This is a genomic window from Mycobacterium sp. IS-1590 (genome assembly GCF_001500025.1).
GTDB lineage: Bacteria > Actinomycetota > Actinomycetes > Mycobacteriales > Mycobacteriaceae > Mycobacterium.
This window is the reverse complement of the sequence record NZ_LQIW01000003.1, coordinates 166,605-179,788: the sequence shown is the minus strand read 5'-3', so window position 1 is coordinate 179,788 and position 13,184 is coordinate 166,605. Positions and strand designations below refer to the sequence as shown.

The following is a 13,184-nucleotide window of genomic DNA, read 5'->3' as shown; positions in this document are numbered from 1 at the left end:
CTCCTCGGATGCCTGGATCATTTGCAGTCCTGGTAGTACTCGAGCATGCCGAACTGCTTGGCCCGGCCGCTGATTGCGCACATCCACGAGTCGACCAGCAGGCCGCTGGAGGCGTTGAAGTCGATCGCGTTGCCGGTGCCGGTGATGTTGGTCATGTTGCGTAGGGCGACAGCCCCGGACTGCAGGATGCTGCGCACCATACCGTCGTTTCGGCCGAGCAGAGTGGATAGCTCCCGCAGGTTGTCGAGCAGCTCCTCGAGCTCGGGCCGATCGTCGATCACGATGCTGCTCAACGTCTCCACCAGGTTGGTCAGCCCGTCCATCATCGCGTGGAACGTGGCACGCCGCGCGACGAACTCACCGAGCAACGAGTTGCCCTGATCCATCAGGCTGCCGATCGTGGACTGCTGGCGACGCAGCGTGGAGCTGACCAGTTCCGTCGTCTTGAGTAGCTCGCCCAACTGGTCGCGGCGTTCGGCGATGATCGTCGACAGCGTGTGGGTGTTCTCCAACGCCTGCGGAACGACCGGGGGCAGGGTCTCCAGCTGGCGGCCCAGAATCGCCAGGGTTTCGGCGAACTGATCGGAGTCGACCTGCTCGTAGGTGGTGGTGACGTCGGCCAGCGCCTCCTGCAGGTCGTAGGGCACCTCGGTGTGCGTCAGGTCGAAAGTGTCGTCGGGCAACGATCCTGGCCCATCGGGATACAGCGCGAGGTAGCGCGATCCCAGGATCGTCGTGATCTTGATCGAGGCGCGCGAGTCTTCACCGAGCACGACGTCGTTGCGGACTTTCAGGTCCGCCTCGACATGGTCACCCTTGAGTTCCATGCTCGACACCTCGCCCACCGGGATGCCGGCCACGGTGATCGGATTGCCGGGTTGCAGCGCCGCGGCTTGCAGAAAACGCGCGGTGTAATGGCGGTACCCGAAGTCGGCGACTCGCACCAACATCAGCGCTCCGATGAGAGCCGAAACCACCGCGACGGCAACGACTCCCAACCAGATCTTGCTGTAGCTCTCCAGGGGGCGCCGCCTGCGCGCGGCGTTGGATGTTGGATCAGCCATTGGCCATATTCCTGCACTTGGGGGTGTAGCGGGCTTTGTTGCCGGGGGTGGCCGCGTCGACGACGATCGGGGTCACGTCGTTGAGCCCGGGGAAGAACGCGGTGCCGTCGAGGTTGCACGCGTAGGCGCTGGCGTAGGTGCCCTCGCCGGTGATGCGCGCAAATCCCTTCAGCATCAACGGCAGATTGGCCCCGACGAAGGCCAGTTGCGGTTCGATCTTGACCATGTGCTGGGCGAAACCCGGTTCGCGCTGAACGAGTTCGTTCAGCGAGGGGTAGACCTCGTCGGAGATCGTCGACAGCTGGCGCACCACTTTGGCGATCGAGCCCATCGAATCCACCAGTTGGGGCCGTCGCGCGTCGAAGGTCGAGACCACCGAGCGTGCTTCACCGATGATGTGGTCGAGGTCGTCGTTGTGTCGGGCGAGGTTGGCAACCACGAGATTCAGGTCGGTGATCACCCCGCCGAGTTCCTCGTCGCGGCCGGCGAACGCGTCGGTCAGCTGCGCGGTCTGGTCGATCAGCGCGGTGATCGACCCCTCGTCGCCCTGCAGTGACTGGATCACACCCTTGGTGAGGTTGTCGGCATGCCGCGGGTCGAGCACGCTGAACAGCGGTTCGTACCCGTTGAGCAGCCTGCCCACGTCGAACGACGGATCGGTCTGTTCGACCGGGATGACGCTGCCGGCGGGTAGCGGATCGGGCGATCCCAGGTTCCCCAGCGACAGGCCGAGGTATCGCTGCCCGACGATGTTCTGGTAGGTCACCGAGGCGACGGTGGTGCCGAGCAGCTGCTGGTCGCGTTGCACGACGAACGACACCTTGGCGTGTTTGCCCTGCAGGTCAATGCTTTCCACCCGACCCACCCTGACGCCGGCCATCCGGACGTCGTCACCCTCGCGTAGGCCGAAGACATCGGTGAACACCGCGGCGTAGGGCACCGTCGAGCCGGCGACGTCCCGGCGCAGCGTGACGTAGACAAGCCAGGTCAACGTCAGCGCCACCACCATGAACAGCGACAGCCCGACCAGTGCGGCTCGATACTTCATCGGTTCCCCCCGATCACGGCTTCGGCGGGCAGCGGGGGTGCGGGTGCGGGTGCGGCCGGCGGCGGTGCCTGCGGCCGGGGCGGATCACCCGGTTTGGGAGCAACCGGCGCGACAGGCGATTGGTTCACCGGCGGCGGCGGTATCGGCACCAGCGCGTCGTTCGCCGTTCCCGGCACCGGTGGCGCCGGCGACATCCACGGTGGCAGTGGTGGATTCGGGTCGGCGAGGCTGGGATTGGGGTTCACCAGCGGCGGTCCCACGGCGATCAGGTTTCCGTTCTCGCCGAGTACCGTGCCCGGTGGAGGCGCCAGATCCTTGGGCGGCTGATAGTTCTGCGGCAGAAGGACGTCGGGCAACTCCGGCCGGGTCACCACCAGGGGCGCGGTGTAACAGCTGGGACCCTTCAGTTCCCCGTAGCGCGGGCAGTCGGCCCGGGTGTAGGTGTAGCTCGGGGTCAGGGAGAAGTTCATCCTCATGTTGCCGACATCGCGCTCGGGCCGCCAGACCTCGTTGAAGAACTTGTCCGACAACCCGTTCAGTTTGATGAAGGCCGGCAGCCAGTGGTGGGACGTGTCGGCAAGAATCCCCATCACCGGGGTCAACTCCGAGGTGGTCGTGACGAGCCGGTCGGTGTGGTTGTTCAGTGCTGTATGCGTAGTTCCCACGGTGTGCATACCGCCACTGATCAGCGCGTCGAGTTGAGCGCGCTGCTGCACCAGGGTCTGCATCGGTTCGACCGCCATGTGCAGCGCGTCGATCAGCTCCGGCGCGGTGGCCTGCAGTCCCCGCGTCGCATCGACGAGCGCCGAGACCGTGGTCGGGCCGGGATCGGTGGCCACAATGGCGTTGAGCTGATCGAGCAGTCGATTCAGTTGCGCGCCACTGGTGAGCAGTTCGGTGCGGCGGTCCTCGGTGGCCTCGTTCACCGCCGCCAGGATGCCGACCGTCTTGTCCTCGCGACCGCGGCCGGTGGCCGCCAGGACGTCGCGCAACTTGCTGATCGTGGTCTGAAACAGCACGGTGGGCAGCTCGGTGTCTTCCGGAATGTGCGCCCCCGCGCTGATCGCCGGCCCGGGTTGATTTCTTGGATCATTCGCCGGCCCGCCGGCGGGATCCACCAGCTGCACAGACGACACCGCGAACACATTGCTGGGCACCACCCGCGCCGTGACGTTCGCCGGTATGGAGCGGGCGTAGTGCGGATCGAGATTGATGTGGACGTAGTTCGGATTTCCGTGTGCGGCCGGGGTGACACTGTCGACGGCTCCGACCAGGACCCCGTGGTACTTCACATCGGAGCGCTGCGGCAGTCCGTCACCGACATTGACGAGATTCGCCACGACGCACACGAACGGATCGAGGCGTCCCGTCGCCTTGACCAACAGGGTCACCGAAATCACCGCCAGCACGACGGCTACGGCGATGCCGGCGCCGATCAGCTGGCGATCGGTGGGTCCCCGCCCGTCCAAGTCAAAGGAATTCGCCACCTACCCCCCAAACCTCGCTCCGGAGTCGACGTTCCACAGCGCCATGGTGAGAAGCATGTTGACGATGATCACCACGGTGATGCTGGCCCGCATGGCATGGCCGGCGGCAACCCCGACACCCTCGGGCCCGCCGCTGGCGTAAAAGCCGTAGTAGCACTGGATCGTCGTGGCGATCCAGACGAAGACGATCGCCTTGAGAAGCGAATACAAAATGTCCTGGCCCGACAACATCAGCGTGAAGTAGTGCAGATAGGAGCCGGTCGATCCCCCGCTGATGACATACACCACGATCTGTGTGGTCAGGTAGCTGACCGCCAGGCAGACGACGTAGAGCGGGATCACCGCGATCACCGAGGCCATCAGGCGGGTGGTGACGAGGTATGGGATGGGCCGGATCGCCAGTGAGTCAAGGGCGTCGATCTCTTCGGCGATGCGCATCGACCCCAGCTGCGCGGTGAACCGGCAGCCGGCCTGGGTGGCGAACGCCAGCGACAACGCTATCGGCGCGAGTTCGCGAGTGTTGACCAGCGAGGAGATGATGCCCGTGGCGGGACCAAGGCCGAGCAGGTCGAGGAAGTTGTAACCCTCGATGCCGACCAGCGCTCCGACGGTGACGCCGAGGACGATCGCGACTCCGGCGGTTCCGCCTCCGACCACCAAAGAGCCGTTGCCCCAGGCGATATCGGACAGCAGGCGGACGAACTCGGAGCGATAGTGCCGAAGCGCCAACGGGATTGCGACGATCGCCCGGACGAAGAAGACCAGCATGTGGCCGAGCCGCCCGATCGGGGGGCCGACCTTGCCGAAGATGCGGACAAAGGGCGCGAGCAGCGGGGGTACGTACGTCGACGCCATGTCACAAACCGACCCTGGGGAACAGCATGATGTAGAGCTGGCTGATCGCGACGTTGACGACCATCAGAATCAGAATCGATTCGACCACGGCGGCGTTGACCGAGTTCGCGACGCCGGTGGGACCGCCCTGTGTGGACAGCCCCTTCTGGCAGGACACCACGGCGACGATGGCACCGAAGATGACCGCCTTCACCATCGCCACGATCATGTCGCCGGTCGTCGTGAACGAGGCGAACGTCGCGACGAAGCTGCCGGGCGCGCCGTTCTGGAAGTAGACGTTGAACAGATAACTGGCCAGGAATCCGACGAAGCACACCATTCCGGTGAGCGCCACGCCGATCATGATCGCCGCGGCGAACCGCGGAACGACCAGGCGGCGGATCACCGACACGCCCATCACTTCCATCGCGTCGGTCTCCTCGCGCATCTTGCGCGAACCGAGGTCTGCGGTGATGGCCGAGCCGACGGCGGCCGCCATCAGAATCGCCGCGGTCAGGGATGCCGCCTGCCGGATCACGGCCAGGCCGCTGGCCGCTCCGGCAAGTGAGGTGGCCCCGACCTGACCGGCCAGGAGCGCGAACTGAATCGACAGAGTGACGCCGATGGGCAGCGCCACGAGGACCGTCGGCAAGACCGCCGTGCCCGCCATGAACGCGGCCTGGCGAATGAACTCCCACCACTGGAATCGTCCGGTGAACAGGTCGATGAACATGTACTGCACCGTGCGTACGCCCAGCACGAACTGGTCCCCGGCCGTCGCGAGGGAAGCCAGGGGATGGCGTTTGACGTAACCGCCGGCCCAGTTGCCGATGACCTCGATTCCGTCACCACGTGCCGTCATGCTGAATCGCCGTTCACTTAATGCTCAAACCCCCTGCCGGCAGCATTCACCATGCCTTGAGGCTGCCGCAGCAAAATTCAGTATTTTCCGCCTGTTTGCCGCGGGCGCTTTTTTGCCGCAGCGTCGAGTCCCGTCACCACACCACTCATCCGATGAGGATGGACATTAACTTATTCGGTGTGCGGCGTGGTCCGATACGGCACCCCTTCCAGTCGCCCGAGATGCTGACACGAGCCAGAGCTCGCGTTCAGTTCGCGTCTCGAGGCCGCGGGTGGCCGGGCGGGAAGCAGTCCGGGGCCGCGGCCGGGGGGTGTACCCGGCCGCGCGTCGCGGGTGGCTACGCGAATGCGGACGCCTGCCGTCGCGGTTCTGAAGGGCCGGCTGCGTGCGTCGATTCCCAGGGACTTGATGACTGGAATTGGAACACGTTCTAGTCTGATGGCCATGAGTGACCTGCTGCGCCATCCGATCCATTCCGGCCACCTCACCGTCGGGGCACTGAAGCGGAACAAGGACAAGCCGGTGCTGTTCCTCGGGGACACCACGCTCACCGGCGGACAGCTCGCCGAGCGCATCAGCCAGTACATCCAGGCGTTCGAGGCGCTCGGCGCGGGTTCGGGAACGGCCACCGGCCTGCTGTCGCTGAACCGGCCGGAGGTGCTGATGATCATCGGCGCCGGGCAGACCCAGGGCTACCGCCGTACCGCGCTACACCCTCTCGGTTCCCTGGACGACCACGCCTATGTGTTGAACGACGCCGGGGTCACGTCGCTGATCATCGACCCGAATCCGATGTTCGTCGAGCGGGCGCAGGGCCTGTTGCAGAAGGTGCCCGCGCTCAAGCAGGTGCTGACGATCGGGCCGGTGCCCCCGGAATTGGAGGGCGTCGGCGTCGACCTGACCGCCGAGGCCGCGAAGTACTCCCCGCAGCCCTTGGTGGCCGCGGATCTGCCGCCCGATCACATCGGCGGCATGGCCTACACGGGTGGCACGACAGGCAAGCCCAAAGGCGTGATCGGCACCGTGCAGTCGATCACGACGATGACGACGATCCAGCTGGCCGAGTGGGAGTGGCCGGAACGCCCGAAGTTTCTGATGTGCACCCCGCTGTCGCACGCCGGCGCGGCGTTCTTCGTGCCGACGATCATCAAGGGTGGCGAACTGGTCGTGCTGACCAAGTTCGACCCGGCCGAGGTGCTGCGGGTGATCGAGGAGCAGAAGATCACCGCGACGATGCTGGTGCCGTCGATGATCTATGCGTTGATGGACCACCCGGACTCGCGCACCCGCGACCTGTCGTCGCTGGAGACGGTGTACTACGGAGCCTCGGCGATGAACCCGGTGCGGCTGCGCGAGGCCATCGACCGGTTCGGCCCGATCTTCGCCCAGTACTACGGCCAGTCCGAGGCCCCGATGGTGATCACGTACCTGGCCAAGGGTGATCACGACGAGAAGCGGTTGACGTCGTGCGGTCGTCCGACGGTCTTCGCGCGGGTCGCGCTGCTCGACGGCGACGGTAACCCGGTGCCGCAGGGCGAGGTCGGTGAAATCTGCGTGTCCGGCCCGCTGGTGTCCGGTGGCTACTGGAACAAGCCGGAGGCGACGGCCGAGACGTTCCGCGACGGCTGGATGCACACCGGCGATCTGGCCCGCGAGGACTCCGAGGGCTTCTACTACATCGTCGACCGCACCAAGGACATGATCGTCACCGGCGGGTTCAATGTGTTCCCCCGCGAGGTGGAAGACGTTGTGGCCGAACACCCGTCGGTAGCCCAGGTGTGTGTGATCGGAACGCCCGACGAGAAGTGGGGTGAGGCGGTGACCGCGGTGGTCGTGCTGCGCCCCGACGTCGACCGCTCCGAGACCGCCGTCGCTCAGATGACCTCCGAGATCCAGGCCGCGGTCAAGGAGCGCAAGGGTTCGGTGCAATCGCCCAAGCAGGTGATCGTCGTCGACTCGGTGCCGGTGACCGCGCTGGGCAAGCCGGACAAGAAGGCGGTGCGCGCGCAGTTCTGGGAGGGCAGCGACCGCGCTGTCGGCTAGTTCTCTGTTGGCGCGAGCGACCGCGCTTGTACATGCGGTAGCGGCGTGTCGGCGAGCAGACGCGGTCGCTCGCGGGGGTTTGGGTTAAGGGGTTTGGGTTAAGGGGTTTGCTACGGCGTGACGACGAAATCGGCCTTCGCCCGGGCGGTTTCGATGCGCACGGCGTTCGGGTCGTCGACGGCGCGCACCCACGCCTCGGCCTGCTCGGGCGACTTACCGTACTCGACATGGCGGGCGATGAGGCGACGACGGCGCACGTCGGGCGGGGCGTCGACGAACCACACCTCGTCGAGCAGGGCGCCGATCGTCGGCCATGGAAGCTCGTCGTCGAGAAGGTAGTTGCCTTCGGTGACGATCAGCCGGTGGCCGGGCAGGACGGGGATGCTGCCCGCGATCGGCTGTTCGAGATCGCGGTGGAACGCCGGCGCGTACACGGTCTCGTCGCCCTGGGCCTTTATGCGTTGCAGCAGGGCGAGATACCCGTAGGCGTCGAAGGTGTCGATGGCGCCCTTGCGGTCCAGGCGGCCCAGCCGCTGCAGTTCGGCGTCGGCGAGGTGGTAGCCGTCCATCGGGACGTACACCGCGCCTTCGGCGGCCGCGATCGCCTCGGCCAGTGTCGATTTGCCCGCACCCGGCGGGCCCGTGACACCGAGAACCACGCGAGGCCGTCGGCGCCGTAGCGCGTCGAGGCGACTAGTCCAGGAGGGCATCGATTTCCGCGGCGAAGCGAGCAAGTCGCTCCTCTTCGCTCGGAATACCCCGCTGCTCGTCGGCGGCGCGCTGCCAGCCCAGCCGCCACATCCTCGCGATCGCCCGGTCCCCCAGTCCCGCATACGGGTTGACGAGCGTGTGCGGGAACGCCTTGCGGCCTTCCCAATACGCGGTGACCAACCTGTGGGTCATACCTTCTAACTTTCCGTCGCGAACTCGGCAAAAGCGTTGCGACACGCCGCAGTAAGACAGTGGATTCCGCGCTCCGGGCTCCGCGTCGGCCCCGGCTCGGCACAATGAGGTCGTGACCGACGTGCAGGCGACCGTCGCCGCGGTGTGGCGCATGGAGGCGGCGAAAATCGTCGCGACGCTGACGCGCGCGGTCGGCGATGTCGGGCTCGCCGAAGATCTGGCCGCCGACGCGCTCGTCGACGCACTCGAGCAGTGGCCGACGACGGGCGTTCCGCGCAACGCCGGCGCATGGCTGACCACCGTTGCCAAACGCAAGGCCATCGACTTGTGGCGCCGTCAGCGCAATCTCGACAGCAAATATGCCGCGATGGCTCACGAGTTGGAGAACCACATCGAGGAGTCGTGGGACCCCGACCGCATCGACGACGACGTGCTCCGGCTGATCTTCATCTCGGCGCATCCGGTGCTGCCGCCCGAGGGCCGAATCGCGTTGACATTGCGGGTGGTCGGCGGGCTCACCACCGAGGAGATCGCGCGCGCCTTCCTGACGTCCACGCCGACCGTCGCGGCGCGCATCACCCGTGCCAAGAAGGCCCTCTCGGCCGCCGACGTGCCGTTCGAGGTGCCGGACCGCTCGGAGTATGCGCAGCGGCTGTCGGCGGTGCTGAGCGTGATCTACCTGATCTACAACGAGGGTTACTCGGCCTCGTTCGGTCAGCGCTGGATCCGCGACGAACTGTGCGCCGAGGCACTTCGTCTCGGCCGGGTGCTCGCCGCGCTGGTGCCCGACGAACCGGAGGCCCACGGCCTGGTGGCACTGATGGAGCTGCAGTCGTCACGCTTTGCCGCCCGCACCGACAGCGACGGCCGGCCGATACTGCTGGAGGATCAGAACCGAACCAAATGGGACCGGGCACAGATCCAGCGCGGGGTGGCCGCGCTCGAATGCGCCGCGAACACATTGCGGCGCAAGGGCACTGGGTGGGGACCGTATGCGCTGCAGGCGGCGATCGCCGAATGCCACGCCACCGCGCCCACCGCCGCCGATACCGACTGGCGCCGCATCGTCGCGCTGTACGACGGATTGGCGCGGGTCGCACCGTCACCGGTGGTCGAACTGAACCGGGCGGTGGCGGTGGCGATGGCGGAGGGCCCCGAGGCCGGGCTGGAGATCGTCGACTCGTTGACGGGGCTGGACGGCTCGTATCTGCTGCCGAGCGTGCGCGGCGAACTGCTCGCGCGATTGGGCCGCAGCGCCGAGGCCGCCGCCGAACTCGACCGGGCAGCCGCCATGACCGACAACGACCGGGAACGAGACGTGCTGCGCGACAAGGTAAGCCGAGTTCGCCGGTAGTGTCAGCGCCACAAGCCGGACCGGGGCCGTCCTTGGCGACCGGGTACGTTGTTCCGGCTCGAGGGAGGAGGAGAGGCATGGGCGATCGCACGGCGCCCCCGCGGTGGCTCAAACTCGCCAACAAGCTGGTGATGGTGCTGCTGAGGATCGGGGTGCCGATCTCGCGGCACGAATCCCCCGTGGTGTTGACCGTGCCGGGCCGCAGGACGGGTAAGCCACGGTCGACGCCGATCACGCCGATGTTCGTCGACGGCGCCCGATACGTCGTCAACGGCTACCCGGGCGCGGACTGGGTGCGCAACGCCCGTGCGGCGAAACAGGTCACGTTGCGGCAGGGCCGGCGATCGGAGCGGGTGCGCCTCGTCGAGCTCACCCCCGACGAGGCGCGGCCGGTGCTGCGGCAGTTCCCGGCGCAGGTTCCCGTCGGCGTGGACATGATGACGCGCGCGGGGGTATTGGCGACCGGCACACCCGAGGAACTCGAGGCCATGGCGGGCCGCCTGCCGGTGTTCCGCGTCGATCCGATCACGTAGCGTTTGCGCCATGTCCGACATTCGCCTGCCCTGGTGGCTGAAGTACGTCAACAAGGTGATGATCGGCCTGCAGAAGCTGGGCATTCTCGGCGAGAAAGGCCCCGTCGTGCTGTCCGTACCGGGACGCAAGACCGGCAAGATGCGGTCCACGCCGGTCACGCCGATGGAGGTCGACGGTCAGCGCTATGTGGTCGGCGGGGTGCCCGGCTCCGACTGGGCCGCCAACGTCAGGGCCGCCGGCGAGGTCACGCTGCACATCGGCCGCCGCAGCGAGCGGGTGCGGATGGTGGAGATGCCCGTCGACGCGGCACGACCGTTGCTGCGGCAGTTCCCGTCGAAGGTGCCCACCGGCGTGGACTTCATCAAGGGTGCGGGACTGGTCACCGGACCCGACCCCGACGAGTTCGAGGCACTCGCCGGTCGCTGCCCGGTATTCCGCATCGATAGGGTAAGCCAGTGAGTGACAACCCGTTTGACCCGTCGCTGTGGCAGTCCATCGACGGGTTCGAGCTGACCGACATCACCTACCACCGCCACGTCGTCGACGGCGCCGCGCAGCCCACGGTGCGCGTCGCGTTCGACCGGCCCGAGGTGCGCAACGCGTTCCGGCCGCACACCGTCGACGAGCTGTACCGCGTTCTCGACCACGCGCGGATGTCATCGGATGTCGGAGTCGTGCTGCTGACCGGCAACGGGCCCTCACCGAAGGACGGCGGATGGGCCTTCTGCTCCGGCGGGGATCAGCGGATCCGCGGCCGCAGCGGCTATCAGTACGCATCGGGCGAGACGGCCGAAACCGTCGACCCGGCGCGCGCCGGTCGCCTGCACATCCTGGAGGTGCAGCGGCTGATCCGGTTCATGCCCAAACCGGTGATCTGTCTGGTCAACGGGTGGGCGGCCGGCGGCGGGCACAGCCTGCACGCGGTGTGCGACCTGACACTGGCCAGCCGCGAGCACGCCCGGTTCAAGCAGACCGATGCCGACGTCGGCAGCTTCGACGGCGGATACGGCAGCGCGTATCTGGCCAAGCAGGTCGGCCAGAAGTTCGCCCGCGAGATCTTCTTTTTGGGCCGCCCGTACACCGCCGAGCAGATGCACGCGATGGGTGCGGTCAACGCGGTCGTCGACCACACCGAACTGGAGACCGTCGCGCTGCAGTGGGCGTCGGAGATCAACGGCAAGTCGCCGCAGGCGATCCGGATGCTCAAGTACGCGTTCAACCTCACCGACGACGGTCTCGTGGGTCAGCAGTTGTTCGCCGGTGAGGCGACGCGATTGGCGTACATGACCGACGAGGCGGTCGAGGGCCGCGACGCGTTCCTGGAGAAGCGCGACCCCGACTGGACCGGCTTCCCCCGCTACTTCTGAGTTCTACGCCGGCGCAACCGCGCCCGGCACCTGGTAGGCGAACGACTTCTTCTGCCGCTCGGCCATCTTCTCCAGGCACTGGTGATGCTTGCGCGCGTGGTAGGCCAGCGGAAAGTAGGTCAACCGGTCGGGAAGCACGCGGTAGGCGATGCGGATCGCCTAGTAGACGCGGTTGAGCTGGCGCTCCTCCCGGGGACTCCAGCTCACCCCGAGCTTGGTGCGCAGGCGCGGGTCGAGCAGGCCGACGATCGACAGGTAGTTCAGGCGGAGTACGGGCCGCAGCACGGCCTTGATCGCCGGATAGAACGCCGTCGGCACCGACGGGGGCATCTCCATCGTTCCGGTGATCAGGTCGTCCATCAGCTTCTGGGCCTGCGGTGTCGCCTCGAGCTTGTCGACCATCGACTCGAAGTAGTCGGTCATCTCCTGGTCGGTCTCGGGATAATCGCGCATCGGCACATGCAGCAGCCGCGCCAGCCGGCGGTTGTCGCGCAGCAGCTGGGCCTTCTCGTCGTCGGTGAAGTCACGTCCGATCAACAGGCGAGCGCCGTGGACGTTGACGATGTAGCCGGTGCAGATAACCCATTGGTACGCCTCGGGATTCAGGGCGCTGATCTGTTTGCCGGTCGTCTCGCTCTTCATCGTCATCGGGCGGTGCATGGCCCGAACCCGGTTTCCTTCGGCAACGGCTTCGGTGCCGCCGTAGGTCCAACGAAGCACCGAGTCGATGGACCGGATCGCGCGGCCGCCCGGATCGCCGTGGAACGCCGCCGAATAGCGTCCGGTGACCTCGGCGATGACGGGATGCATCGCCTGCATCATGAACGCCGCGCCCTCGAAGATCAGGAACGTCCAGCGGCCGGTGTGCTCGGCGGTCAGCGAATCCGGCGGGACGAGCTCGATCGGCTCGTCATCGACAGGCAGATCGATGTCCGAAGTGGCGGTCATGGCGGCGTCCACCTCCGTTTCAGGTAGTCGGGCGAGGTTAATATGACCGCCAGGTCGCATTCAAGTCGCATAAGGGATATTTGTGGGCACGAATAACCGCAGGTCGGAGCGCAGGAAGACGCCGCAACAACAACGGTCTCGTGAGATGGTCGCAAAAATCGTCGAAACGACGGCCGGCCTGCTGCTCACCACCGATCCGGCACAGGTCACCACGAACCTGATCGCCGATCGTGCGGGGGTCAGCAAGGGATCGATCTACCAGTACTTCGCCGACAAGGACGAGATCCTCCAGGCCGCCATCGAACACCTCGCCCTGTCGCAGGCACCGGTCATCGAGGAACGACTGCGGGCCGTGACGCTCGCCCAACCCGCCGAGGCGATGGCCGCCTCCATCGACTTCCTCATCGACGTGACGATCGCCAACCGCGGCCTGCTTCGGTACCTCGCCGAGCGGCCGGACCATGTGCGCGCGTTCGAGAGCATCTCGGGTCTGAACGCCACCCTCGTGGCGATGTCGACGTTGCACATGAACCACTACCGCGACCAGTACCGCAACGAGCTCAGCCCGAAAGCGTTGGCGTGGTTGTTCTTCAACATGGCGGTGGCGACGACGCTGCGTTACATCGAGTCCGAGGATCCGATCCAGTTGGACGAACTCCGAGCGGGGCTGAAGTTCGCGTCGTCGGGTCTGCTGGCCGGCGGCCCCGGCCGCACGCGCGATTTGTGAGTGATTTCGATCG

13 protein-coding genes and 1 pseudogene are annotated in these 13,184 nt (G+C 66.5%); 6 read left to right on the top strand and 8 right to left on the bottom strand.

Features of this window, described 5'->3' with window-relative positions:
- Window positions 1–17: 17 nt before the first annotated feature.
- Genes AU197_RS04730 through AU197_RS04710 form a run of 5 tightly spaced genes read right to left on the bottom strand, consistent with a single transcriptional unit; the run spans window position 18 to window position 5,295 of the window.
- Window positions 18–1,064, bottom strand: a complete 1,047-nt coding sequence (locus AU197_RS04730; protein WP_064401359.1) for an MCE family protein — start codon at window positions 1,062–1,064, stop codon at window positions 18–20.
- Entirely contained in the window at window positions 1,057–2,112 is a 1,056-nt protein-coding gene (locus AU197_RS04725) for an MCE family protein (RefSeq protein WP_064401358.1), read from the bottom strand. Before AU197_RS04725 ends, AU197_RS04730 begins: the two co-directional genes overlap by 8 nt.
- Complete coding sequence (locus AU197_RS04720; RefSeq protein WP_064401357.1) at window positions 2,109–3,599, bottom strand: MlaD family protein; 1,491 nt, start codon at window positions 3,597–3,599, stop codon at window positions 2,109–2,111. The genes AU197_RS04725 and AU197_RS04720 overlap by 4 nt, the downstream gene beginning before the upstream one ends.
- A complete protein-coding gene (locus AU197_RS04715; RefSeq protein ID WP_064401356.1) occupies window positions 3,600–4,454 on the bottom strand; it encodes an MlaE family ABC transporter permease in 855 nt (284 codons plus the stop codon). It lies immediately after the preceding gene.
- A 1-nt stretch (window position 4,455) separates the two neighbouring features.
- Entirely contained in the window at window positions 4,456–5,295 is an 840-nt protein-coding gene (locus AU197_RS04710; RefSeq protein ID WP_064401355.1) for an MlaE family ABC transporter permease, read from the bottom strand.
- 408 nt (window positions 5,296–5,703) lie between these two features.
- Here AU197_RS04710 and fadD8 point away from each other — a divergent pair, with 408 nt between their 5' ends.
- Window positions 5,704–7,338 carry a fatty-acid--CoA ligase FadD8 gene (gene fadD8 / locus AU197_RS04705; RefSeq protein WP_502687855.1) on the top strand — a complete coding sequence of 545 codons (1,635 nt, stop codon included), beginning with the start codon at window positions 5,704–5,706 and terminating at the stop codon, window positions 7,336–7,338.
- Window positions 7,339–7,448: 110 nt separating this feature from the next.
- Here fadD8 and AU197_RS04700 read toward each other — a convergent pair whose 3' ends face one another.
- Together AU197_RS04700 and AU197_RS04695 are read right to left on the bottom strand one after the other, a co-directional pair.
- Window positions 7,449–8,048 (bottom strand): nucleoside/nucleotide kinase family protein, encoded by a 600-nt coding sequence (locus tag AU197_RS04700; protein WP_064401354.1) that lies wholly within the window; start codon window positions 8,046–8,048, stop codon window positions 7,449–7,451.
- A complete protein-coding gene (locus AU197_RS04695) occupies window positions 8,032–8,241 on the bottom strand; it encodes a hypothetical protein (protein ID WP_064351359.1) in 210 nt (69 codons plus the stop codon). The genes AU197_RS04700 and AU197_RS04695 overlap by 17 nt, the downstream gene beginning before the upstream one ends.
- Before the next feature lie 151 nt (window positions 8,242–8,392).
- Here AU197_RS04695 and AU197_RS04690 point away from each other — a divergent pair, with 151 nt between their 5' ends.
- From AU197_RS04690 to AU197_RS04675, 4 genes are all read left to right on the top strand, one after another.
- Window positions 8,393–9,595, top strand: coding sequence for an RNA polymerase sigma factor (locus tag AU197_RS04690; protein WP_064401399.1), 1,203 nt, complete (start codon window positions 8,393–8,395; stop codon window positions 9,593–9,595).
- A gap of 77 nt (window positions 9,596–9,672) precedes the next feature.
- Window positions 9,673–10,128 carry a nitroreductase family deazaflavin-dependent oxidoreductase gene (locus AU197_RS04685; protein WP_064401353.1) on the top strand — a complete coding sequence of 152 codons (456 nt, stop codon included), beginning with the start codon at window positions 9,673–9,675 and terminating at the stop codon, window positions 10,126–10,128.
- A gap of 10 nt (window positions 10,129–10,138) precedes the next feature.
- Complete coding sequence (locus AU197_RS04680) at window positions 10,139–10,588, top strand: nitroreductase family deazaflavin-dependent oxidoreductase (RefSeq protein ID WP_064401352.1); 450 nt, start codon at window positions 10,139–10,141, stop codon at window positions 10,586–10,588.
- Window positions 10,585–11,496: a 1,4-dihydroxy-2-naphthoyl-CoA synthase gene (locus AU197_RS04675; RefSeq protein ID WP_064401351.1), complete on the top strand. Its 912-nt coding sequence runs from the start codon at window positions 10,585–10,587 to the stop codon at window positions 11,494–11,496. The genes AU197_RS04680 and AU197_RS04675 overlap by 4 nt, the downstream gene beginning before the upstream one ends.
- 3 nt (window positions 11,497–11,499) lie before the next feature.
- On the opposite strand, the pseudogene AU197_RS04670 reads toward AU197_RS04675, so the two are convergent.
- A pseudogene (locus tag AU197_RS04670) lies at window positions 11,500–12,444 on the bottom strand (oxygenase MpaB family protein).
- Between the two features lie 145 nt (window positions 12,445–12,589).
- On the opposite strand from AU197_RS04670, the gene AU197_RS04665 reads away from it, so the two are divergent.
- Entirely contained in the window at window positions 12,590–13,171 is a 582-nt protein-coding gene (locus AU197_RS04665) for a TetR/AcrR family transcriptional regulator (RefSeq protein WP_064401350.1), read from the top strand.
- Window positions 13,172–13,184 lie beyond the last annotated feature (13 nt).